This window comes from Microbacterium sp. CR_7, from assembly GCF_041954755.1.
Classification (GTDB): Bacteria; Actinomycetota; Actinomycetes; order Actinomycetales; family Microbacteriaceae; genus Microbacterium.
Map to the genome: position 1 here is coordinate 364,050 of NZ_JAVAYF010000001.1, position 19,599 is coordinate 383,648.

The following is a 19,599-nucleotide window of genomic DNA, read 5'->3' on the forward strand; positions in this document are numbered from 1 at the left end:
GGAATGCGCTCGTGACCCGGTACATCCTCCAGCGCATCCTGTCGTCGCTGCTCGTGCTGTTCATCTTGTCGGTGCTCGTGTTCTCGATGGTGCGGATCATCCCGGGCGATCCGCTCGCGGCGTTCGTCGATCCGGCCAACCCCGACCCGGCGAAGCTCGCGGCGCTCCGTGAAGAACTCGGTCTCGATCGGCCCTGGATCACGCAGTACTTCGCATGGTTGCTGGGCGTCGTGCAGGGGGACTTCGGGCGGGCCATCACCGTCCCCGGTGAGGTCTCGGCGCTGATCGCCTCCCGTCTGCCGCTCAGCCTGACGCTCGCCGTCATGGCCACCGTATTCGGCACCGTGCTCGGCATCCCTGCGGGCGTCCTCGCGGCCACACGCTGGCGCCGGGTTCCCGACCACCTGGTGCGCGGGTTCTCGTTCGTGCTCCTCGCCACCCCGCCTTTCGTGCTGGGGACCGTGCTGATCCTCGTCAACTCCCTCACCCTCAGGCTGCCGCTCGTGGGGTACTCGGGCGCCGCGAACGACCCGCTCCGCGCGATCGGGGTGCTGATCCTCCCGGCGCTCCTCATCGGCATCGTCCTCGCGGCGATCGTGGCGCGCTACACCCGGGGAACACTGCTCGACACGCTCGGTCAGGACTTCGTGCGCACGGCACGAGCGAAAGGCGCCTCCGCCGGTGTACTGGTCGGGCGCCATGCGCTGCGCAACGCCCTGATCCCCGTGACGACGGTCATCGGCATCGAGCTGGCAGCGCTCGTCGGCGGCACCGTCGTGATCGAGGCCGTGTTCTCGCTCCCGGGGATGGGGTCGCTGCTGCTGACCGGCATCCGCTCGTCCGACTATCCGATCATCCAGGCCACCGTGCTGCTGATCGGCGTGGTGTACGTGGTGATCAACTTCGCCGTCGACCTGCTGTATCCGCTGATCGATCCCCGAGTGAGGGTGCACGCACGATGACCGTCACGAGAGAACTCGCCCTCGCCGAGATCGCCGGAAGGCGCCCGCGCCGCCGTCGCTTCGGCCCGTCGTTCTGGAGCGGCGCGGGGATCCTCGCCGTCATCCTCGTCGTCGCCGGCTGGATGACGCTGTGGCCCCTGCACGACCCGTTCGTCGCGGCTGGACCGGCGCTCCAACCGCCGAGCCTCGACAACCCGCTCGGCACCGACAACCTCGGCCGCGACACCTTCACCCGACTCGCCCTCGCCGCGCGCACCAGTCTCGTGATCTCCGGCGCGGCCGCGCTGCTCGGCGCCGTCATCGGCACCTTCTTCGGCCTGCTCGCCGGCTACGTCGGGGGATGGGTGGACGCCGTGATCATGCGCATCGTCGACGCGGTGCTCGCCCTCCCCGCGATCCTCGTGGCGCTCGTCGTCGGAGTAGTGATCGGCAACGGACCATGGCCGCTCATCCTCGCCCTCGGGCTCGTGTTCGCTCCCGGTTTCGCACGGGTCATGCGCGCGCCGGTCATCGCCCTCCGGGAGCGCGACTTCGTGCTCGCCGCCACTCTGAGCGGCGTCCGGCCGGCCAGGGTCATCGTGGAGCACCTGCTGCCCAACGTGCTCACCCCCCTGTTCGTGCAGTTCGCGTCGGTGGCATCGCAGGTCGTTCTCATCGAGGCGGCCCTCAGCTACCTCGGTCAGGGCGTGCAGGCTCCTGAGCCCTCGGCGGGGCGCATGATCAGCGAGTTCACGCGGTTCATGCAGATGAACCCGCTGCTCATCATCCTTCCCTCGCTGGTCATCATCCTCTTGTCCGCGGCGTGGAACCTTCTCGCCGACGGCCTGCAGGACTACCTCGCGCCGCGCCGCGAACCCGCCTTCTCGCTGGGACGGCGGACGAAGCGCCGCGACTCCGCGAACCCCGACCGCACCGCCTCCACCACAGCCAGCACCACACCCATGCACCACACCCGAACGGAGTAGAGGTATGAACAGACGACACTGGGCAGGGGTGGCGGCACTCGCCGTCGCGACCCTGACGATCGCCGGATGCACGTCCGGCGGCGGCACCGGCAACGGCGGGCAGGACGCGGGCGACCCGGTCGCCGGCGGCACCCTCACCTGGGGTGTTCCGGCCGAGCCGTCCGCCGGCGGGATCGATCCGATGGTCGCCTCGACCATCGCGGCCGAGGTCATCTACTCGATGGCCTACGACACCCTGCTGACGCGCGACGACGACGGAACGATCGAACCCGCGCTCGCGACCGAATGGGAGCAGACCGACGACACGACCTGGGTGTTCCAGCTGCGCGACGACGTCACGTTCGCAGACGGCACCCCGTTCGACGCCGGGGACGTCGTCTACTCGTTCGAGACCCGGAAGGACGGCGGCACGAACGCGACCTACCTCAGCCTCATGGAGAGCGTCGAGGCGACGGGCGACTACGAGGTCACGTTCCGCTTCAGCGCACCGGACGGGACGTTCCTCGACGCGGTCTCCGCCCGGCAGACCTTCCTCATCGTCAGCGAGGAGGCCTACGGCAACGCCTCGGAGGAGGAACGGCAGACGAGCAGCGTCGGAACCGGCGCATACCAGGTGACGGAATGGAACCAGGGTGTCTCGGTGACCCTGGAGAAGAACGAGAACTACTGGGGCGAGGAGCCCTACATCGACACCATCGTGTTCGAGCTGTACCCCGACGAGAACACCCTCCTCGCCGCCGTGCAGCAGGGCAGCGTGCAGGCTGCGGCGTTCATCGACGGCAGTCTCGCGCAGCAGGCGGCATCGTCGGGGTTCACACTCGGTGACGCCGCGTTCCGCCAGAACCTCGCGGTGTACGTCAACCCCGAGTCCGGTCCGCTGGCCGACATCGACGTGCGACGGGCCTTCTCGCTCGCTCTCGACCGGCAGGCGATCGTGGACACGGCGATGCTCGGCAACGCGGGCATCTCGTTCGTGCCACCAGCGGGAGACCCCGGAGCCACCGACGCGACCACTCTGCCGTACCATGAGCGCGACATCGACGAGGCGAAGCGCCTGCTCGCGGAAGCCGGACAGCCGAATCCCGAGATCACCCTCAGCTACATGGGCGATGTCGCCGCGGCGCACCACCCGGTCTACGAGATGATGCAGCAGCAGCTCGCCGAAGCGGGCATCACCCTCAACCTCAAGGCGACGCCCCTCGCGGAGATCTCGCCGATCTTCACGACCGGCGAGTCGTGGACCGACCTCGTGGCGATCCCCGGCAGCCCGCGTGCCTCGGCCGCCTACTACCTCGAGCCGGTGCTGCTCGAGGGCGGCTACTACAACCACTGGGACGGCAACCCCGACGCCGACAAGGCGCGCGAACTGCTCGTGCAGGCGAAGTCGGCGGCGACGCCCGAGGAGTACGCCGACCTCATCGCGCAGCTCGCGACGGAGGCCGCAGACAAGGCGCTCGAGTTCGTGCCGGCCGCCGTGCCGGTGTACTTCGAGGTGTGGGACTCGAACAGGCTGCACGACTACGAGAATGACGCGTTCTACGCGCGATCGGCTCTCGACCACGCCTGGCTGACCCAGTGAGGCCCCGCCCCGACGCCGCGCATCCCGCGGCGTCGGGGCACCCTACCCGCACGCTCGACAGGAACGAGAAGCGCATGACCGAAGACACCGACGCCCTGCGCGTCGACGACCTCAGCATCGCCTACGGCGGTGCCCCGCCCTCGGTCTCCGGCGTCTCGCTGCGCGTGCGCAAGGGCGAGATCGTCGGGGTCATCGGCGAGTCGGGCAGCGGCAAATCGAGCATCGCCCTCGCCATGATGGGCCTGCTGCCCGACTCGGCGCGCGTGACGGCGCGCAGGCTCGACGTGGCCGGCAACGACATGAATGACGCGGGCGAGCGCGACTGGGCGAAGATCCGCGGCCTCGCGGCATCGATGGTCTTCCAGGAGCCCATGTCGGCACTCAACCCCTGCATGCGCATCGGCGCGCAGATCGCCGAGGTCCTGCAGATCCACGGCAAGGCCGACCGACGCCAGGCCAGGTCACGGGCACTCGAGATCCTCCGACTCGTGCAGATGCCCGACGCCGAGAGGCGCCTCGACTACTACCCGCACCAGCTGTCGGGCGGACAGCGGCAGCGCGTCGTGATCGCGATCGCCGTCGCAGCCGGACCCGACCTGCTCGTCGCCGACGAGCCGACGACGGCCCTCGACGTGACGGTGCAGGCGCAGATCCTCGACCTCATCCGCACCCTGCGGGACGAGACGGGGATGGGAGTGCTGTTCATCAGTCACGACCTGGGCGTGATCGGACAGCTCTGCGAGCGCGTCGCGGTGATGTACCGTGGGCGGGTCGTCGAGTCCGGATCGGCTCGCCGGGTGCTCGACGACCCACGGCATCCCTACACCCGCGCTCTCCTCGAGAGCATCCCTCGTCCGTCGGTGCCCGTGCGCTCGCCCCTCGCCGTCATCCCCGCCGTCAACGACTTCGCCGAGGTGGCGCCCGTCCTCGAGGAGGCCTCATGAGCGACGACGTCCTCCGCGTCCGCAACGTCACACAGCGCTTCGGTCACGGCAGCGACACCATGACCGCCCTCGACGACGTGAGCCTCACGGTGCCGCGAGGACAGACGCTCGGTCTGGTCGGCGAATCAGGGTCGGGCAAGAGCACCCTCGCGCGGGCCATCCTGCTGATGCGCACGCCCACCGCCGGCGCGATCGAGTTCGACGGCACGGACGTCACCGGCCTGCGCGGCAGTGCCCTCCGTCGCCATCGCCGCCGCGTTCAGATGGTCTTCCAGGACCCGAACGACTCCCTGGATCCGCGCTTCACGGTCGCCCGATCGATCGCCGAACCGCTGGTCGCAGCCGGCATCGGTGCGAAGGAGCGCCGCCGCCGGATCGCCGACGCCCTCGACCGCGTCGCGCTGCCGATGGATGCCGCGGGGCGCTACCCGCACGAGTTCTCCGGCGGACAGCGTCAGCGCATCGCGATCGCCAGGGCGATGGCGGCCGAGCCCGAGTTCGTCGTCCTCGACGAGCCCACGTCGGCCCTCGACGTGTCGGTGCAGGCCCAGGTGCTGAACCTGCTCGTGCAGCTGCAGAAGGACTCGGGGGTCACATACCTCTTCATCACCCACAACCTGTCGGTCGTACACCACATCGCGCACCGCGTCGCGGTCATGCACCGAGGCCGCATCGTCGAGGAGGGCACGGGGGAGCAGGTCATGAACGCCCCCGAGCACCCCTACACGCGGACACTGCTCGAATCGATGCCCGTGCTGTACCGGAGCTGACCCACGAGAGGAGACAGCCATGCGCGTCCAGAAGCGCGGCGACGACCACCACGACTGGGAACTCTACGACGGTGCCGGTCGCGTCGGCATCGAGTGGTTCTTCCGCCAGACGACTTCGCTGCCCATCTCGGTCATGATGTACCGGCTGGAGCCCGGAGCCGAGGAGGGACAGCACCACCACCTGGGCGGCGATCCGGACAGTTGCTCGCCGGGCAGCTCGGACGAGCTGTACGTCGTCACCAGGGGCGAGGTCGTCGTCACCTCCGGCGACGATCGCCGCACGTTGGCGCCCGGCGACGCCTTCTATGCACCGGAGGGCATGCGTCACGGCGTGCGGAACGAGTCGGATGCCGTCGCCGAGCTGGTGCTCGTATTCGGCCCGCGCGGCCCGCATCCGTTCCCGCAGACCGGGGTCGAGGTCTTCGACGCGGAGGCGGAGCGTTAGGGGGGCGTAGCGCTAGGAACTCGGAGCGCGCAGCCGCTCGCGCAACTCGTCGAGTCGCACGGCGATCCCGATGCGGAACATTCGCTCGTCGTCGCGCCACCCCGGCCCGAGCACGTGATCGAGTCGGTCGAGGCGCTGGAGGATCGTGTTGGTGTGGAAGTTCAAGGCGCGGGCGGTGCGGGTCGGACTCGCGTTGTGGCGCACGAAGGCCCGGAGGGTGCCGAGCAGATCCGCGTTGCGATCCGCGTCGTAGTCCCGGACGGCGCCGATCGTGTCGCGCAGGAAGGTCGAAAGCCCCTCCGCGTCGGCATCGAGCACCGCCGAGTAGGGGAGGAAGTCCTCCACGTGCGCGGTCAGGCCGTCGAGACCGAGCGCCGTCAGCAGGCGCGCGGTGCGGCGCGCGGAGAGGAAGGCGGCGGGGAGCGGGTCACGGTGCGGGGGAGGGACGACGACGGTCACCGCGTCCTGGATCGCCGCGGAGACCTGCGAGCGCAGCCGCTCGGGATCCGCGTCGACGCGACTGTGTTCCAGCGCGGCGACGACGAAGCCGCGGTATTCGCCGACCAGCGCTCGGTCGTCCAGCGAGCGCGCCAATGCGCGAGCGGCCGCGGCCTGTTGGTCGCCCGGCACGGACACCAGGAGCAGCGAGTCCAGTGCGCCGAGGTCGACGGCGAGACGTCGCGCGCGGCGCTCGACGTCGGATCGGCGCTCGGGCACGTCGTCGAGCAGGTCGGCGATGAGCTCGCTGCGCACTCGGCGGTCCGCGCCGGACGCCGCCTCCTGCTGCAGCTCGAGCAGAGCCCCGACCTGCGCGGCGCGCTCGATCGTCCGCAGGTCGACGGCTCCGAGTTCGAAGGCCCCGTCGCCGAGCAGCAGGGCACCGAAGTGCCGGCTGCCGGCGGTCAGCGCCGACACGGCGCGCACCCCGGGGCCGGCGATCGGCACGCAGTGTCCGTGGCGTCGGCTCTCGGCCAGAGCCGACCTCACCGGGTCGTCGAGCGACAGCATCCCCGGGGCGAGGGGGAGTCCGGCTGCCGCGATCACGTTCTCCTGCGCGTCGATGATCGCGACGGCGCGCCCCAGCGCGGAGGCCAGCGTCTCGGCCACCGGGGCGAAGCCGCCGCCGGCGAGCACCGCCTGGACGAGCTCCTGATGCACCGTGTTCGCGCGGTCGCGCTCGACGAGATGGGCGGTCAGGCTCTCCAGTGTGCGGCGGCTCGCGTCCTCCGAGTCGCGCAGGTCGCGCAGCGTCTGGGTCGTCTGCAGGATCACCGAGGCGTGGTCGGCCAGGGCCGAGAGCAGTGCCACCTCGTCGGGGGAGAACTCCTTCTTCTCGCGATTGCCGACGAACAGCACGCCGAGCACGTCGTCGCTGCTGAGCATCGGCACGCCGAGGAGCGAGACGAGTCCTTCGGCGGAGACCGCATCGTCGATCCCCGCGTCATGGCGGTCTGCGGTGTACGTCGCGTAGTCGGCCGCCCAGTGGGCCGAGCGCGACTCGACGACGACGCTCGCGAGCCCGCGGCCGGGCGGCACGCGCAGCTGCTGGAACGACGCGCTCACGGACCCGCTCGTCTCGCGCACACGAAGCTCCGCCGTGTCGGGGTCGAACTCGGACAGGTAGGCGAGATCGACGCCCATCATCTCCCGCGCGCGCTGCACGAGTCGGGCGAGCACGGCGTCGCTGTCGCGCAGCTCGGCGAGCTCGCGCGCGCTGGAGAACAGAGCGGTGAGCTCGTGCTCGCGACGACGCAGGCGCGACAGCTCGCGCTGGGTGCGGGCCACACGCTCGGCGAGCAGCGCGGCATCCGCCTGACCGGCGCCAAGACGGCGCAGCGCGTCGCTGACCCCCGTCGGACCGACGAGCGCGGGGTCGTAGGCGGCGTCGAGGAGCGACGCGATCGCGTCGTCGTGCTCGGGCATCGTCGTCCCTTCCCCGGTGGTCGGCGCCGGCGGGCGCCCGACTTCAGTGTCGAGCATGATCGTCGTGGTCTTCAAATCCGGTCGCTGTGGCGCTGCTCCTCGCCGCGCGCGGCGGTGCGCAGCAGTGCGCCGGCGAGGTCGGGCCACAGCTCGTGCGGGATGAGGTGCCCCATGTCGGGGTGCACCTGGAGCTCCGCGCCGGGCACGGCCTCGGCGATGTCGACCGCCCCGGCCCAGTGCAGCACGTCGTCGTCGCGTCCGTGGAAGACCAGCGTCGGCGTGCGCACACCTCGCAGGTCCTCCAGGCGCTCCGGGGCGCGGCGCAGCGCCGCCCACTGACGCGAGTAGCCCGCCGGGTGGTAGCCGCGGTCGTACGCCTCACCCGCGGCACGAACGTGCCAGTCGACCTGCGGGTCGTAGCGCCCGGAAGGGCCGCTCTGCACGGCGGCGGCGGCGAACGCCACCGCCTCGTCCCTGGTCACGCACACGGGCGCCTCGGCGAGCTCCGGGCGCTCCCCGTGCAGCACGTACCGAGGAGACTGCCCGGGCAGGGTGGAGAGGAGCCCGAGGCTGCGCACCCGCTCGGGATGGTGGATCGCGAGCATCTGCGCCATCATCCCGCCCATCGAATGCCCGGCGATATGGGCGGACGCCACCCCCAGTTCGTCCAGCACGCGCAGCACGTCCTCCGCGAGATCGATGAGGTCGTAGCCGCCGTCGACCTCCTCTTCACCGCCGAACAGCTGCGACAGCCCGGTGTCACGGTTGTCGAAGCGCACGACCCGCAGACCCCCGTCGACGAGCAGGGCGATGAACTCCTCGTCCCAGCTGAGGAGCTGCGCGCCGCCGCCGGAGACCAGCACGAGGACGGGGGAGTCGTCGGCGCCGAAGACCTCGAAGTAGAGGCGTACGTTGGCGGATTCGGTGTACGGCATCGGTTCTCCTCGCGCATCGGGATCGGGGTCGAGCGTCGGGTGTGGTGCGAGTCTAGGTTCGCGGCGGGGCGGGAGTGATGTGTCGACCGCATATACGAGCGCCCGGGAGATGAGTGTTCCACCCATCGTCGCCCCTGTCGCGCGCTCCTAGTGTCATCTGTGACCCCAGCGCCGCGGACCCGGCGGCTGGATGGAAGGAAGGTGGCCGATGCCGACCAACAGCCGAATCTCCGGACTGCGCGATCACACCCCCGACGAGCGTCTCTCGCTCGTCGCGGAAGGAGCCGGGATCGAGCCGGACTCCCTGAAGGCGCTGCGTCCCGATCACGGCCTCTCGCTCGCGCAGGCCGACCACATGATCGAGAACGTCGTGGGGATGGTCGGCATCCCCGTCGGGGTCGCCACGAACTTCACGGTCGACGGCGTGGACCGCCTCGTCCCGATGGCGACGGAGGAGCCGAGCGTGGTCGCGGCGGCGTCGAACGCCGCCCGCATGGCTCGTGATCTCGGCGGCTTCACGACCTCGTACACCGGCGACGTCATGATCGCGCAGATCCAGGTGCTCGACGCGGTCGACCCGCACGGCACACGTTTCGCGCTGCTGGAGGCGAAGGATGAGCTGCTCGCCCTCGCGAACGAGCAGGACCCGATGCTCGTGTCGCTCGGCGGCGGCGCCTTCGACATCTCCGTGCGCGTGCTGCCGACCAGGGCGGGCACGCAGGTGGTCGTGCACCTGCACGTCGACGTACGGGATGCGATGGGCGCGAACGCGGTGAACACGATGGCCGAGGCCATCGCGCCGCGGATCGCGGAGCTCGCCGGAACGCGCACGCTGCTGCGCATCCTCACCAACAAGGCCGAGCTGCGGCTCACTAGGGCCCGCGCCGTCTTCGACGCCGAACTGCTAGGCGGGGCGCAGGTCGTCGACGACATCGTCGCGGCCAGCGCGTTCGCCGAGGCCGATCCGTACCGGGCGGCCACGCACAACAAGGGCATCATGAACGGCATCACCGCGGTCGTGCTGGCCACGGGCAACGACACCAGGGCCGTGGAGTCCGGCTGCCACTCGCACGCTGCCCGCGCAAACGCGTACACCGCGCTGTCGCAGTTCGAGAAGGATGCCGACGGCAACCTCGTCGGCACGCTCGAGGTGCCCCTCGCGGTCGGCCTGGTGGGCGGCGCGACCCGCGCGCATCCGTCCGCGCAGGCCGCCGTGCGTCTGCTCGGCGTCGAGACAGCCAGGGAGCTGGCGAGCGTGATCGCCGCGGTGGGGCTCGCGCAGAACCTCGCAGCGTGCCGAGCTCTGGCCGCCGAGGGCATCCAGCGCGGACACATGACCCTGCACGCGCGCACCGTCGCCGCGTCCGCCGGTGCCACGGTCGACGAGATCGGATCGGTCGCCGCCCGTATCGTCGCCGACCGACGAATCCGCGTCGAGCACGCCCGCGACGTGCTCGCCGAGCTCCGGGCGGGCGGGAGCGACGCATGAGCGACGCCCTGCCCACGCCACGGGTCGTCCGGGAGGACGGGCTGCCGTCTCGCGTGACGGTGTTCGAGGTGGGACCCCGCGACGGGCTCCAGGCGGAGACCGACATCATCCCCGCTCCGGTCAAGGCGCAGCTCTGCCGACGGCTCTACGCGGCGGGCAGCCGCGACGTCGAGGTCACGAGCTTCGTCCCGCCCACCTGGATCCCGCAGCTGGCCGACGCCGAGCAGGTCGTCGCCTCGCTCGAGGTGCCCGGCGGGGCGCGCGCGGTCGGGCTGGTCCCGAATCTCCGCGGTCTCCAGCGGGCGGTGGACGCAGGCATCCGCGAGGTGTCCGTCGTGGTGAGCGCCACCGAGTCGTTCGCCAGGGCGAACCTCAACACGAGCCGCGCCGGAGCGATCGACCGCGCGGTCGAGGTCATCGACGCCGCCACGGCGCAGGGCATCCCGGTGCGCGGGTACGTGTCGATGGCGTTCGGCGACCCGTGGGAGGGCGAGGTCGCGTTCGACGCGGTGAGCACGGCGGTCGTGGCGCTGCACGAGGCCGGCGCGCGCACGATTGCCATCAGTGACACGATCGGCGTCGCCACGCCGGGGCACACCGCGGCCATCATCGAGGAGGCATTCGAGGCGGGGATCCCCGCGGAAGGCATCGCGCTTCACCTGCACGACACCTATGGGCAATCCCTCGCGAACGTCCATGCGGCCCTTCAGCTCGGTATCGCGGAGTTCGACGCGTCCGTCGGCGGACTCGGCCGGTGCCCGTACGCCAAGGGCGCGACCGGTAACCTCGCGACGGAGGACCTCGTGTGGATGCTGCACGGGTTGGGCATCGAGACGGGACTCGATCTCCGCGCCCTCGCCGCCACCACGCTGTGGCTCTCCCGTCTCCGCAACGTCCGTCCCGCCTCGAACGTCGCCCGTGCGTTCGCTGCGGCGGGGCTCGACGCCCCCGAACCCGTACAGGAGGTCACCCCCGCATGATCGACACCACGCTTCCGGCCCCCGGCGCCCTCGCCGGCGTCACCGTGATCGACCTCTCGCGCGTGCTGGCCGGGCCCTACGCCTCGCAGACCCTCGCCGATCTCGGCGCGACCGTCATCAAGGTCGAGAACCCGCGTGACCCCGACGTCTCGCGCGGCTTCCCGCCGTACCTCACGAACGGCGACGAGGAGTTCAGCGCGTACTACGCCCAGTACAACCGCGGCAAGCTCGGCGTCGGCCTCGACCTCGCCACGCCGGAGGGCAAGGAGGTGCTGAAAGACCTCGTCCGCGGAGCGGACGTGCTGGTCGAGAACTTCCGCCCCGGCACCATGGAGAAGCTCGGAGTCGGATACGAGGTGCTGCGCGAGGTCAATCCGCGACTCGTCTACACCGCGATCTCGGGCTACGGGCGCACCGGATCGCGCAGCAAGCGCCCGGCGTTCGACAACACCGCGCAGGCGGCCGGCGGCATCTGGTCGATGAACGGCTACGCCGAGCATCCTCCCGTCCGCGTCGGAGTGACGATCGGCGACCTCTCGGCGACCCTGTTCGCGGTGATCGGCACGCTGGCGGCCCTGCGACACGCCGAAGCCACCGGTGTCGGCCAGGTCGTCGACGTCGCCCAGGTCGACAGCATCGTCGCGCTCACCGAGACCGCCGTCGTCGACTACACCGTCACGGGCAAGGTCGCCTCGCCGCAGGGCAACGCCCACGCCTGGGTGCGGCCGTACGAGCTGTTCGACTGTGCGGACGGCCAGGTCTTCTTCGGGGCGTACACGGACAAGCTCTGGAACGCGAGCTGTGACCTCTTCGGAACGCCCGAGCACAAGGAGGATCCGGAGATCGACACCATGCGCAAGCGGTTCGACGACGACGTGTACGAGCGGCGCGTGAAGCCGATCGTCGCCGGGTGGCTGGCGACCCGCACGAAGCAGGAACTCGAAGATCTCGCGGGCGACGTCGTACCGCTCACCGCGATCAAGACGATCGGCGAGGTCGTCGACGACCCGGGCACGGCCGAGCGCGACATGATCGTCGAGGCCGACTACGGAGACCTCGGCGTGCTGCGCATGTTCGGACAGCCCATCAAACTGTCGGAGACGCCCGCGACCCCGGCCCGCACGGCCAACAGGTTCGCCGAGCACGCCGATCAGGTGCTCGCGACGTACGCGGGTTACGACGCCGCCCGCATCGCCGAACTGCGCGCCGCAGGGGTGCTGCCGTGAGCCCGTCGCCGCGGGTCGTGCGCACCGAGCCGATCACGACGGGCACGGTCGAGGCGTACCGCGGCACGTTCGCCGCATCCGATCCCGTGCTCGACGCGGGCGATGTGCTGCCCGCGGGGTGGGAGGGCGTGTTCTTCCCGTTCGCGGTGCCGCTGGCCGACCTGCGTCCCGACGGCACTCCCGCGCGTGACGGCGTCGTGCCCGAGATCGACCTGCCGAGACGGATGTACGCGGGCGAGACGACGGAGTTCCTGCGGCCGATCCGCATCGGCGACGAGGTCACGCAGACCACGAGGCTCGGCAGCGTGACGGAGAAGTCGGGCTCGCGCGGTCGCCTGACGTTCGTCGACATCGAGCGCGAGTACGCGGTCGCGGGCGAGGTCGCGGTGCGCGGCGTCTGGCACGACGTGTTCCTCGAGGCGGCGGGCCCCGATGCGCCGCAGCGCGCGCCGCAGCCGCAGCCGTCGGTCGCGGCCGAGGCCGACTGGGTCGAAGAGATCTCGCTCGATGCGCGGCAGCTCTTCCGCTTCTCGGCGCTGACCTTCAACACGCACCTCATCCACTACGACCGGGCCTGGGCGCGCGAGGTCGAGGGACTGCCCGACCTTCTCGTGCACGGGCCGCTCACGCGCATCCTGCTCATGGACGCGGCCCGGCGCCACGCCGACGGGCGCCTGCCCACCCATCTCGACGTGCGGGCGATCGCGCCCATCCTCGTGGACCGGCCGCTGCGGGTCGTCGGCGGTCGCGCGACGGCCGACGGCCTGCGCGTCACGGCTCTCGACGCCGACGATGTGGTGCTCGCCACCGCCGACATCACCTTCTCCGACCGCTGACGCGCTGGCGCTGCCACCGTGGACTGTGCAATCAGCACAGTCCACGCATAAGCACTGGTGCGGCGGAACATTGCCGCCGGTTCCCGACATCCGTAGCGTGATATCGGGGACGATTCCGGTGCCGCCGCCGCACACCCCGCTTTCGAATCGCTTGATTCGCGACTTCGACCCGGCGATTGCTGCAAATCAAGCGATTCGAAAACCCCTCGACAACCCCACCGACCTGGAGACGCCATGAGGCACAACCCCGACTACGCGCTCGACGACGTCGATGCCGTGCGCGCGCTCGTGCGCGAGAACCCGTGGGCGACCATCGTCAGCCACGTGCCCGGTACGGGGCTCGTCGCCTCCCACTACCCGGTGCTGCTCGAGGAGGACGCCGAGGGCGTCGTGCTGGTCAGCCACGTCGGACGGCCGGACGAGCGGCTGCACGAACTCGGACAGCACGAGACGATGGTGATCGTCTACGGTCCGCAGGGGTACATCTCTCCGGGGTGGTACGAGGCCTCGCCCGCCGTCCCCACCTGGGACTTCGCCGTCGCACACCTGCACGGGACTCCCGAACTCCTCTCGGACGACGAGAACCTGGCGGTGCTCGACCGGCTCGTCGCCTGGTTCGAGAGCCCGCTGCCCGACCCCTTCCTCATGCGCCGCACGCTGGAGAACACCGCCTACGCCGAGCGGATCGTCCACGGAACCGTGGGCTTCCGGTTGAGGGTGGAGCGCATCGAGGCCAAAGACAAGATGAGCCAGGACAAGCCGGCGGCCGTCATCGCGCGCGTCGTCGAGGCACTGCGCCGCCCCGGCCCCTACGAGAACCCGAAACTCGCCGACCGCATCGCCGCGGTCAACCGCGGGGCGCTGCACGGACAGGAGGAGACCGCATGACCGCGTTCGTCGGAGTGCAGGACATGGTCGAGTGGATCACGCGCCGCGGCGCGGAGACCATCATGACCGAGATGGCCGACACGATAGAAGCCGACTTCCGCCGCTGGGAATCGTTCGACAAGAGCGAGCGAGTCGCGAACCACACCCCGTTCGGGGTCATCGAGCTCATGCCGATCAGCGATCCAGAGACCTACGCGTTCAAGTACGTCAACGGGCACCCGTTCAACCCGGGACGCGGTTACCAGACCGTCACGGCGTTCGGGGTGCTCGCCGACGTGCACAACGGCTACCCGGTGTTCCTCGCCGAGATGACGATGCTCACGGCGCTGCGCACGGCGGCGACCTCGGCGATGGTCGCTCGTCGGCTCGCCCGGCCGGACTCGACGGTGATGGCGATGATCGGTGCGGGAAGTCAGGCCGAGTTCCAGGCGCTCGCGTTCCGCGGCCTGCTCGGCATCGCGCGCCTGCGCGTCTTCGACGTCGACCCCGCGGCGTCGGCGAAGTTCGTGCGCAACCTCGAGTCGCGGGGCTTCGACATCACGGTGTGCTCGTCGGCGTCGGAGGCCGCGGCCGGGGCCGACATCGTGACCACGTGCACGGCCGACAAGGCGGTCGCGCAGGTGCTGACCGACGCCGACGTCGCGGCTGGCATGCATATCAACACGATCGGCGGCGACTGCCCCGGCAAGACCGAGCTCGACCCGCGCATCCTCGACCGAGGGCCGGTGTTCGTGGAGTACACCCCCCAGACGCGCGTGGAGGGCGAGATCCAGAACGTCGCGCCCGACTTCCCGGTGACGGAGTTCTGGCGCGTGCTCGAAGGGTCGGCGCCGGGCCGTACGAGCACGGACCAGGTGACGATCTTCGACTCGGTCGGCTTCGCCATCGAGGACTTCTCGGCCCTGCGTCACCTCCGCGCCGACCTCGCGGGCGCCGGCGTCGACACCGAGATCGACCTGGTCGCGACACCCGACGACCCGAAGGACCTGTTCGGCTTCGCCACCTCACCCGTCCCGGTCGGCTGACGTCGCGACCACACCCGACCCTGCGCCCCGGGCGCCGAGAGGAGCATCATGACCGAGACCCTCACCCTCCGCGGCGCGCGCCCCTATGACGGCGGCGAGCCGATCGACGTCGTTGTGCGCGACGGCATCGTCGCGGCGATCACGCCCGCGGGCGCGACGGATCCCGTCGGCGAGGTCGTCGACACCGCCGGCCGCTGGCTCGGCCCTGGGCTGTGGGACGCGCACGTGCACTTCACGCAGCACGTCATCCGCCGCCGCCGGCTCGACCTCACCGAGACCCGCAGCGCCGACGATGTGCTCGCGATCGTGCGGAGGGCGCGCGTCGATCGCGCGCCGCTCACCGACGGGATGCTGATGGGCTACGGCTTCCGCGACGGCCTGTGGCCAGTGCCGGCGACACTCGATGCGCTCGACGCGACCGTCGCCGACGTGCCGGTCGTCCTCGTCAGCGGCGACCTGCACTGCGGCTGGATGAACCGGGCAGCGGCCGCCCGTTTCGGCGTCGAGCTCGACGCGACGGGCCTGCTGCGCGAGGGGCCGTGGATCACTCTGCTGCACTCCTTCGACGAGGCTGCGCACCTGCCCGCTGATGCCTATGCGGATGCCGCTGCCGCTGCGGCCGCTCGCGGTGTGGTCGGCATTGTCGAATACGAGAACACCGACAACGTCTCGGAGTGGTCGGAGCGCACGAGCGCGGGGCTGCGCAGTCTGCGCACCGACATCGCCGTGTGGCCGGACCGGCTCGAAGCGGCGATCGGGGCCGGGTACCGCACCGGCGACGTCGTGGACGAGGCGGGCCTGGTGACCTTCGGGCGGCTGAAGGTGGTCGTGGACGGCTCGCTCAATACGCGGACAGCCTGGTGCTGGGATCCGTATCCCGGGATGGATCCCGGCCATCCGCACGCGTGCGGGCTCGAGAGCGTGCCGATACCCGAACTGCGGCGGCTGCTGCACCGCGCACGCGGAGCGGGCATCGAGGCGGCCGTGCACGCGATCGGAGACCGCGCCAACACCGAGGTGCTCGACACGTTCGCGGAGCTGGGGATGAAGGGCGTGATCGAGCACGCGCAGCTCGTGCGCGACGACGACTTCGCCCGGTTCGCCGAGATCGGTCTCATCGCCAGCGTGCAGCCCGAGCACGCGATGGATGACCGTGACGTCGCCGACCACCACTGGGCCGGACGCACCGGACGGGCGTTCGCGTTCGGCTCGCTGCACCGGTCCGGCGCTGCGCTGAGGTTGGGCTCGGACGCACCGGTCGCGCCCCTCGACCCGTGGGTCTCGGTCTCCGCAGCGACCGCTCGAAGCAGAGGCGATCGCGAGTCCTGGCACCCGGAACAGCGGCTGCCGCTCGGCGTCGCCCTCGCGGCATCCGTGCGCTCCGCCCTCGTCGTCGGTCAGCCGGCCGACCTCGTACTCACCGACCGGGACCCGTACGCCTGCGACCGCGACGAGCTGCGCGGCATGCCGGTCGCCGCGACCCTCCTCGGCGGACGCTTCACCCATCGGGAGCTGTGATGGGCGCTGTGACCTTCGTCAACGGGCGGGTGTTCACGGGCGAGTCCGAGACGGCGTTCGCATCGGCGTTCCGCATCGTCGACGGACTCGTCGACTGGGTGGGCGACGCCGCTGACGTGACCGACGCTGACGCCGTCGACCTCGGCGGGCGCACAGTGCTGCCGGGCCTCATCGACAGTCATACCCACCCTGCGCTCCTCGCGGGCACGGCGGCCGCGGTCGAGTGCTTCCCGCCCGCCGTGCGCAGCGTCGACGACCTCGTCGCCACGCTGCGCGACCACGCCGAGACGATCGGCGCCGCAGACAGCTGGGTCCTCGGTCGCGGCTTCGACGACACGAAGTTCCCCGACGGCGCGATGCCGACGGCGGCCGACCTCGACCGAGTGAGCATCGAGCGGCCCGTGCTGGTCTGGCGGTGCGACGCGCACTCGGCGGTCTGCAACACCGCGGCGCTGGAGCTCGCCGGCATCACCGCGACGACCCCCGACCCCGACGGCGCCCGCTTCGAACGGGACGTCGACGGGCGACCCAACGGCATCCTCACCGAGATCGCGGCCGTCGATGCGGTCGCCGCCTTCATCCCGGCACCGACCGGGGACGAGCAGATCGACGCGATCGTGTCGATCGGCGACGAGCTGGCATCGCGCGGGATCGTGGCCGTGTGCGATCTGCTCTCGTCACGGATCGATCGGCCCCTCGACACCTTCCGCGCGGCCGCGGAGCGGGGTCTGCGCACGAGGGTCGCCCTCTACCCGGGGTGGGATCCGGCCGCGCCGCTCGACGACATCGGCGCGGACGACCGCGAGGGCCCGATCCGGATCGCGGGGGTCAAGGTCGTGCTCGACGGCGCCTACTCCAACCGCACGGCCTGGGTGCACGAGGCGTACCCTGGCTCGTGCGACCACGGGCTCCGGCTGGTCGACGACGACGATGTGCTCGCCGCAGGGGAGTGGGCGCGCCGAAACGGCGTGCAGCTCGCCGTCCACGCGATGGGCGACCGCGCGCTCGACCGGGTCGTGGAACTCTTCGAGCACCAGGAGCCCTGGCTCGACGGCATCCCCTCCGTGCGCATCGAGCACGCGACGATCGTGAGCGACGCGTATCTTGCGCGTCTGGGCGCGGCACGGATGCAGTTCGGAATCGCCACGCACACAGTGTTCTTCTTCGCCGAGTACGACGGCTACGAGAAGGCGCTGCGGGTCGAGCAGGTGCCGGACGCGTACCCGATCGCTCGGCTCTACGCCGGGCTCGATCCGCTCGCGCTCTCGTCCGATCGCCCGGCCACCGCCTGGAGCGGCGCCGACGACGTGATGCTCTCCGTCGAGGCCGCGGTACGCCGCCGGACCTACAACGGCATCGAGTTCGGGCCCGAGGCGGCGATCACGGTGCCCCAGGCGCTGCTTCTCTACACCTCGCGGGCTGCGCGCCTGTCACCTCTGACGGGTGTCGGGATGCTGGCACCCGGGTTCGAGGGAAGCTTCGCGGTGCTGGAGCGCGACGTGTTCTCGGTGCCGGACGACGAGATCGCCGACGTGCGCGTCGCCGAGACCTGGATCCGCGGAGAGCGGGTGTTCCCAGGGCAGCGGACCTGACTCGCGATGGCGCGGCGCGACGTCGGGGTCACCCGTCTCCGAGCAGTCGCACCCGACAGGCGAGCTCGACCGCGAACCGCGCGTCGGGGTCGTCGAGGTCGATGCCGAGCAGCTCGCGGATGCGGCGCATGCGGTATCCCACACCGTTCGGATGCAGCGTGAGCTCGCGCCCGGCATGCACGAGCGACCCCTCGTGGGCGAGGTAGGCCAGCAGCGTGCGGACGGACTGTCTGGCGCGCTCCGGACCCAGCTCGTCGAGGGGTCGCAGGATGTCCCGCAGCAGCTCCCGGCTGATGGGCGAGGCGTACACGTCGAGCAGCACGCGCCGCAGTCCCGTCACGTCGGTGAGCTCGACTCCGCCGAGTCGCCCGGCGGCGATCGCCGACTCCGCCGCGATGCGCGCCTCGGCCGCGGACTGGCGCAGACCGAGCGCCCCCACCTGGGGAGTGCCGAGCCCGAGCGTGTACGTCCAGTCTCCGCCGGCGATCTCCTGCGCCTGCCGCTGGATGCGCGCGGCCACCTCCCGCACGCGACGCTGATGGTCGCCCGCTCCGTGCTCCTCGGTGCAGACGAGCAGCAGGTCGTCCTGCAGGAACGCGACGTGCCACATCTCCGCCCTGGCCTCGACGAGCTGCAGGGCGAACAGTTCCAGCGCCGGCTGCACGCTGCGCGGCGCCCTCGCGTCCGGGTCGGCGCGTCGGGTGGGACTGAGCCATGCGACCACGTGCGATCGGGCGAGGGGGAGGCCGAGTCGCGCGGCCTGCGGCACGAATCCCTCTGCGCGAGACGGGTCGGCGAGAACGAGCTCGAGCAGCAGGTCGGCGCGAGAGTGGGTGGGGGCGAACCGGTCGCGGCTCTCCCGCTGCGCGGCGCGCGAGAGCAGCGAGGCGATGACGGGCAGAGCCACCGAGCTCGCGTCGTCGGCATCGGCGGCGACGAGACGCCCGATAGGCACCTCGCCGATGAACACCGCGTCCGCCTCGGTCCAGGCGGCAGCGGCGTCCGCGACGATCGACAGCTCGGCCCCGAGTGCGGCGCCGGCAGCCGCGAGGATGCTGTCGGTGGTGCTGTCGGGGGACGCCGCTGCCTCCGATGCCACCGCGATCGCTCGCGCGCCGCGCATCATCGCCTCCGATGCTCCGCCGGAGATGGCGCGGTCGATCGTCTTCGCGAGTTCGGCCGCCGCGCTGCCGGCCGCCGAGAAGACCGGTACGCCGCCGCGCTCCGCGAGCACCCTGGCGGTCTCCGCGAGGGTCAGCGGGGTCGTGAACACGAGGCCCGCGAGCCCGCGGGCGCTCGCCTGGCGCAGTGCGACGTCGATGCGGAAGGGCGGCGGCTGCTCGTCGCCGGCGATGATCGCGAGCGTTCCGGTCGCGAGAGCGTCGATCCGGTCGACCGCGGCGAGGTCGACGCGCGCGACCTGGCGATCGTCGATCGGCCCCGCGTGCAGCCGGAGGCCGAGACGGTCGGCATCGTCACGGAGATCGCGAACCCTGTACTGTGCCATCCGCACAGTATGCAC

The 19,599-nt window shown here is 71.0% G+C and carries 17 protein-coding genes; 14 read left to right on the plus strand and 3 right to left on the minus strand.

The genetic code is table 11. The annotated features are described in order from the left end of the window. Positions 1-11: 11 nt before the first annotated feature. From RAC81_RS01735 to RAC81_RS01760, 6 genes are all read left to right on the plus strand, one after another. Positions 12-962 (plus strand): ABC transporter permease, encoded by a 951-nt coding sequence (locus tag RAC81_RS01735; protein WP_375080720.1) that lies wholly within the window; start codon positions 12-14, stop codon positions 960-962. Continuing rightward, on the plus strand, positions 959-1,927 hold the full coding sequence (locus tag RAC81_RS01740) for an ABC transporter permease (RefSeq protein WP_375080721.1): 969 nt from the start codon (positions 959-961) through the stop codon (positions 1,925-1,927). Before RAC81_RS01735 ends, RAC81_RS01740 begins: the two co-directional genes overlap by 4 nt. 4 nt (positions 1,928-1,931) lie before the next feature. Beyond that, complete coding sequence (locus tag RAC81_RS01745; protein WP_375080722.1) at positions 1,932-3,506, plus strand: ABC transporter substrate-binding protein; 1,575 nt, start codon at positions 1,932-1,934, stop codon at positions 3,504-3,506. A 74-nt stretch (positions 3,507-3,580) separates the two neighbouring features. Then, positions 3,581-4,450 (plus strand): ABC transporter ATP-binding protein, encoded by an 870-nt coding sequence (locus RAC81_RS01750; protein WP_375080723.1) that lies wholly within the window; start codon positions 3,581-3,583, stop codon positions 4,448-4,450. Further along, a complete protein-coding gene (locus RAC81_RS01755; RefSeq protein WP_375080724.1) occupies positions 4,447-5,220 on the plus strand; it encodes an ATP-binding cassette domain-containing protein in 774 nt (257 codons plus the stop codon). The genes RAC81_RS01750 and RAC81_RS01755 overlap by 4 nt, the downstream gene beginning before the upstream one ends. Positions 5,221-5,239: 19 nt before the next feature. Then, on the plus strand, positions 5,240-5,665 hold the full coding sequence (locus RAC81_RS01760) for a cupin domain-containing protein (RefSeq protein ID WP_375080725.1): 426 nt from the start codon (positions 5,240-5,242) through the stop codon (positions 5,663-5,665). A 12-nt stretch (positions 5,666-5,677) separates the two neighbouring features. Here the strand turns inward: RAC81_RS01760 and RAC81_RS01765 are convergent, their stop codons facing one another. After that, on the minus strand, positions 5,678-7,588 hold the full coding sequence (locus RAC81_RS01765) for a helix-turn-helix domain-containing protein (RefSeq protein WP_375080726.1): 1,911 nt from the start codon (positions 7,586-7,588) through the stop codon (positions 5,678-5,680). 71 nt (positions 7,589-7,659) lie between these two features. Next, the gene (locus tag RAC81_RS01770; RefSeq protein WP_375080727.1) at positions 7,660-8,523 is read right to left on the minus strand and encodes an alpha/beta fold hydrolase; all 864 of its coding nucleotides are present in this window, start codon (positions 8,521-8,523) and stop codon (positions 7,660-7,662) included. Between the two features lie 208 nt (positions 8,524-8,731). On the opposite strand from RAC81_RS01770, the gene RAC81_RS01775 reads away from it, so the two are divergent. The 8 genes from RAC81_RS01775 to RAC81_RS01810 all read left to right on the plus strand — a co-directional run bounded on the left by RAC81_RS01775 (position 8,732) and on the right by RAC81_RS01810 (position 18,077). Continuing rightward, positions 8,732-10,012 carry a hydroxymethylglutaryl-CoA reductase, degradative gene (locus tag RAC81_RS01775; RefSeq protein ID WP_375080728.1) on the plus strand — a complete coding sequence of 427 codons (1,281 nt, stop codon included), beginning with the start codon at positions 8,732-8,734 and terminating at the stop codon, positions 10,010-10,012. Further along, a complete protein-coding gene (locus tag RAC81_RS01780) occupies positions 10,009-10,992 on the plus strand; it encodes a hydroxymethylglutaryl-CoA lyase (protein WP_375080729.1) in 984 nt (327 codons plus the stop codon). Before RAC81_RS01775 ends, RAC81_RS01780 begins: the two co-directional genes overlap by 4 nt. Continuing rightward, the gene (locus RAC81_RS01785; RefSeq protein WP_375080730.1) at positions 10,989-12,218 is read left to right on the plus strand and encodes a CaiB/BaiF CoA transferase family protein; all 1,230 of its coding nucleotides are present in this window, start codon (positions 10,989-10,991) and stop codon (positions 12,216-12,218) included. Before RAC81_RS01780 ends, RAC81_RS01785 begins: the two co-directional genes overlap by 4 nt. After that, complete coding sequence (locus tag RAC81_RS01790; RefSeq protein ID WP_375080731.1) at positions 12,215-13,054, plus strand: MaoC family dehydratase N-terminal domain-containing protein; 840 nt, start codon at positions 12,215-12,217, stop codon at positions 13,052-13,054. The genes RAC81_RS01785 and RAC81_RS01790 overlap by 4 nt, the downstream gene beginning before the upstream one ends. A gap of 234 nt (positions 13,055-13,288) precedes the next feature. Further along, positions 13,289-13,942 carry an FMN-binding negative transcriptional regulator gene (locus RAC81_RS01795; protein ID WP_375080732.1) on the plus strand — a complete coding sequence of 218 codons (654 nt, stop codon included), beginning with the start codon at positions 13,289-13,291 and terminating at the stop codon, positions 13,940-13,942. Next, positions 13,939-14,967, plus strand: a complete 1,029-nt coding sequence (locus RAC81_RS01800; RefSeq protein ID WP_375080733.1) for an ornithine cyclodeaminase — start codon at positions 13,939-13,941, stop codon at positions 14,965-14,967. The genes RAC81_RS01795 and RAC81_RS01800 overlap by 4 nt, the downstream gene beginning before the upstream one ends. Positions 14,968-15,015: 48 nt before the next feature. After that, entirely contained in the window at positions 15,016-16,485 is a 1,470-nt protein-coding gene (locus tag RAC81_RS01805; RefSeq protein WP_375080734.1) for an amidohydrolase, read from the plus strand. Further along, on the plus strand, positions 16,485-18,077 hold the full coding sequence (locus tag RAC81_RS01810; RefSeq protein ID WP_375080735.1) for an amidohydrolase: 1,593 nt from the start codon (positions 16,485-16,487) through the stop codon (positions 18,075-18,077). Before RAC81_RS01805 ends, RAC81_RS01810 begins: the two co-directional genes overlap by 1 nt. A gap of 28 nt (positions 18,078-18,105) precedes the next feature. On the opposite strand, the gene RAC81_RS01815 is transcribed toward RAC81_RS01810, so the two are convergent. Continuing rightward, the gene (locus RAC81_RS01815) at positions 18,106-19,584 is read right to left on the minus strand and encodes a PucR family transcriptional regulator (protein WP_375080736.1); all 1,479 of its coding nucleotides are present in this window, start codon (positions 19,582-19,584) and stop codon (positions 18,106-18,108) included. Between the last annotated feature and the right edge of the window lie 15 nt (positions 19,585-19,599).

Coding starts and splice junctions, on each gene's coding strand:
- RAC81_RS01750 (WP_375080723.1), top strand. CDS start 3,581: ATGACCGAAGACACCGACGCCCTGCGCGTCGACGACCTCAGCATCGCC.
- RAC81_RS01815 (WP_375080736.1), bottom strand. CDS start 19,584: ATGGCACAGTACAGGGTTCGCGATCTCCGTGACGATGCCGACCGTCTC.
- RAC81_RS01740 (WP_375080721.1), top strand. CDS start 959: ATGACCGTCACGAGAGAACTCGCCCTCGCCGAGATCGCCGGAAGGCGC.
- RAC81_RS01755 (WP_375080724.1), top strand. CDS start 4,447: ATGAGCGACGACGTCCTCCGCGTCCGCAACGTCACACAGCGCTTCGGT.
- RAC81_RS01780 (WP_375080729.1), top strand. CDS start 10,009: ATGAGCGACGCCCTGCCCACGCCACGGGTCGTCCGGGAGGACGGGCTG.
- RAC81_RS01795 (WP_375080732.1), top strand. CDS start 13,289: ATGAGGCACAACCCCGACTACGCGCTCGACGACGTCGATGCCGTGCGC.
- RAC81_RS01805 (WP_375080734.1), top strand. CDS start 15,016: ATGACCGAGACCCTCACCCTCCGCGGCGCGCGCCCCTATGACGGCGGC.
- RAC81_RS01765 (WP_375080726.1), bottom strand. CDS start 7,588: ATGCCCGAGCACGACGACGCGATCGCGTCGCTCCTCGACGCCGCCTAC.
- RAC81_RS01785 (WP_375080730.1), top strand. CDS start 10,989: ATGATCGACACCACGCTTCCGGCCCCCGGCGCCCTCGCCGGCGTCACC.
- RAC81_RS01775 (WP_375080728.1), top strand. CDS start 8,732: ATGCCGACCAACAGCCGAATCTCCGGACTGCGCGATCACACCCCCGAC.
- RAC81_RS01745 (WP_375080722.1), top strand. CDS start 1,932: ATGAACAGACGACACTGGGCAGGGGTGGCGGCACTCGCCGTCGCGACC.
- RAC81_RS01770 (WP_375080727.1), bottom strand. CDS start 8,523: ATGCCGTACACCGAATCCGCCAACGTACGCCTCTACTTCGAGGTCTTC.
- RAC81_RS01760 (WP_375080725.1), top strand. CDS start 5,240: ATGCGCGTCCAGAAGCGCGGCGACGACCACCACGACTGGGAACTCTAC.
- RAC81_RS01810 (WP_375080735.1), top strand. CDS start 16,485: ATGGGCGCTGTGACCTTCGTCAACGGGCGGGTGTTCACGGGCGAGTCC.
- RAC81_RS01800 (WP_375080733.1), top strand. CDS start 13,939: ATGACCGCGTTCGTCGGAGTGCAGGACATGGTCGAGTGGATCACGCGC.